Origin of the sequence: Caballeronia sp. LZ003 (assembly GCF_031451465.1) — a bacterium.
In the GTDB taxonomy this organism is placed as follows: domain Bacteria; phylum Pseudomonadota; class Gammaproteobacteria; order Burkholderiales; family Burkholderiaceae; genus Caballeronia.
Genome location: NZ_JARUXJ010000287.1, coordinates 1 through 2842, shown reverse-complemented (window position 1 = coordinate 2842; position 2842 = coordinate 1). Strand labels below are relative to the sequence as shown.

The following is a 2842-nucleotide window of genomic DNA, read 5'->3' as shown; positions in this document are numbered from 1 at the left end:
CGCAACCTGCGCGATCCGTCCGCCCATCAACTCGAAGCCACGCTCACGCAACTCGCTCAGTCTCGCGCCGACGCACTGCCCAGCACCGAGGAGCAACAGCACGACTACGACGCGCTCAAAACGTATCTAATGCTGGCGCAACCTCAACATGCAGACGCTGCCTACCTCGCCAAGCAGTTGCCGACCACATGGCCCGCAATCGCCGGCATGAGCACGGGCGAATGGCTCGACACCTCGCAACGGCTCGCGTCGTTCTACGCGTCGCACTTGCGTGCGCATCCCGAATGGCGCATCAATGCGTCCAGCGATCTGACCCAGGCGTCGCGCAACATGCTCGTCAATCAGATCGGCCTGCAGAACTCCGACGACACGCTCTACCAATCCGTGCTGGAGCAGGCGAAGGGCAAATACGCCGATATGTCGCTCGTGACGCTGATCAACGGAGCGGACGCACGCGGCTTATTCACGACGACGCAAACCGTACCGGGCATCTACACGCGCGCCGCATGGGACGGCATGATCGGCGAGGCAATCGACAAGGCCGCCAAGGAAGGGCGCGTGGCGGCCGACTGGGTGCTCGCCGACGAACGCGCCGCGCGCGTGCCGGGCGCGGCGCTCGAAGCGCATCAGGACATCGAGGAAGTGAGGCAGCGCCTGCGCGCGCGCTATTTCGCAAGCTATACCGCCGCGTGGCAGGCGATGCTGAACAGCCTGCAATGGCAGAATGCGACCAATCTAGGCAGCGCGATCACGCAGCTCACGCGCTTGACCGATGCGCAGACCTCGCCGCTGATTGCGCTGATGAAATCGGTTCAGTATCAGGCACAGGCGGGACGTCCCTCGCAGGCGCTCTCGGACACGCTAGTGCGCAAAGCACAGGACCTGATCGGCAACAAGACAGGCATCGCGAGTGCTCAGGAAGTCAATCCGCTGGACAAACCTTTCGGCCCGCTGCTCGCGTTGATGGGCGATGACCTGGTGACAGGCACGGCCAGCAAGTCGAACGGCAAGCCCACGAAAAGCGTCGCCGATTTCAGCGGCGTGAGCCTCGCGCACTTCCTGACGGTGGCCACGACCATGCGTCTGAAGCTGCAGCAAATCGCCACCAGCACCGACGCCCAGGCCATGGCGCGTCAAATGGCGCAGGCGGTGTTTCAGGGCAAGCTCTCGGAACTCACGCAGGCACGCGACGATGCCGCGCTCACTGCCGCAAGCCTTGGCTCGCAATGGTCGGGCTTCGGTGACGCGCTGTTCTCGCGGCCCCTCGACGTGGCGTGGCAAACCATTCTGCAACCGGCCGCGGCCAGTCTGAACGAGGCGTGGCGCTTGTCGATCGCCGCGCCGTTTGCGAGCAGCTTCAACGGGCACTACCCATTCTCGGACACCGACGCAGATGCCTCGTTTGCCGAGCTGGGTCGCTACATCAAGCCCGAAACCGGACTGATCTCGCGCTTTGTGACGACACAGCTCGCAGGCACGCTTCAGCCTGAAGGCAATGCGTGGGCGCCGAACGAACTCGCGCCACAAGCATTGCATTTCGATCCGGAGTTCCTCTCGGCACTGCGCCAGTTGTCGACGCTCGGCGCGCAGTTGTATGCGCAGGGCGATGCCAGCTACCGGTTCCAGCTCATGCCGCATCCAAATCCGGACGTCACCCGCAACATCCTGAGTATCGACGGCGCGAAGATCGAGTACTTCAATCAATTGGAGACATATACCTCGATTGTGTGGCCGGCGATCGGGCAAAGCGGCTTCAGCGGCCAGAACGGCCGTGTACAACTGACGTGGGAGTCGCTCGACGCGGGAGCACGCATTGCTTTCGCCGCCAACGGTGACTGGGCATGGCTGCGCTTGCTCGCTACTGCTCAAGTCAAGCCGCTTGACAGCACCACCTATGAGCTGACCTTCAATCAAGGCAACGGTTTTCCTCTGCAGTACGACCTCAAAGCGCAGGTCGGCGCGGGGCCGCTCGATTTGCTCAAGCTGCGCGGCTTCAAGATGCCGCAGCGCGTGTTTCTCGTCGGCAAGGGTGTGATGATGCCCGCCGGCGGACTGTCCTTGCCGCCTCTGCCGCCGGAGATGCGACCATGACCGCGCCTTGGAAGCATTCCGCGCTTGAGCACGAGAATCCGTTTCTCGAATACTTCGACGCGGAAATGCGCTACTTGCGCGCCGCATCGGGCGAGTTTGCCAAAGCGCATCCTGATGCTGCCCGTCGTCTGGGTATGCGCTACGGCGAGGTGGGCGACAGCGTGCGCGCCACCTTCGAGGGCTTTGCGCTGCTCATGGCGCGTTTGCGCATGAAGCTCGACGATGGCGGCCCGGAATTCACCGAAGCGCTGATCGACAATATGTACGAGCATGCGGCGCGGGCGATTCCCTCGCTGTCGATCATCGAATGCTCGCCTCTAGGCCGTGGAGTCGCAGCGGCCGCGCAGGTGCCCGCAGGGGCTTTGGTGCGCTCGGCGCCCGTCGGGCCCGATCAAGTGCAGTGTCTGTACCGGACGACGCAGGCCGTCCAGCTACTGCCACTCTCAGTCGAGGACGCGGAGGTTGCGGTGCGCGACGGCGGGCGCACGGTCATCCGCCTTACCTTCCGGCTGTGGCTCGGCGAGCAGCGCGAGGCTACGGACCTGTCGCGCATTCGGCTGTATCTGCACGGCACGCGTCCCGCCGCGGCCGCGTTGTATGCTTCCTTGACGCGTCAGATCGCGTCGATCAGCCTGCGCTTGCCTTCGGTGCGCAATGGCGAGTTGCAGCCGCTCGAGGGCGTTCAATTCGAAGGGGCGGGCTTTGGCCCGACTACGCGGCTGTGGCCGGTCACCGAGCCCGAGCGCGACCG

General features: G+C 64.1%; 2 protein-coding genes. Both read left to right on the top strand.

Features of this window, described 5'->3' with window-relative positions:
• Nucleotides 1-2091, top strand: a 2091-nt coding sequence (locus QCE79_RS39165; RefSeq protein WP_309854579.1) for an ImcF-related family protein, incomplete at its 5' end; no start/stop codon positions are given.
• Nucleotides 2088-2842: type VI secretion system baseplate subunit TssF (locus QCE79_RS39160; RefSeq protein WP_309854576.1), on the top strand; the 755-nt coding region annotated here is incomplete at its 3' end. The genes QCE79_RS39165 and QCE79_RS39160, both read left to right, overlap by 4 nt.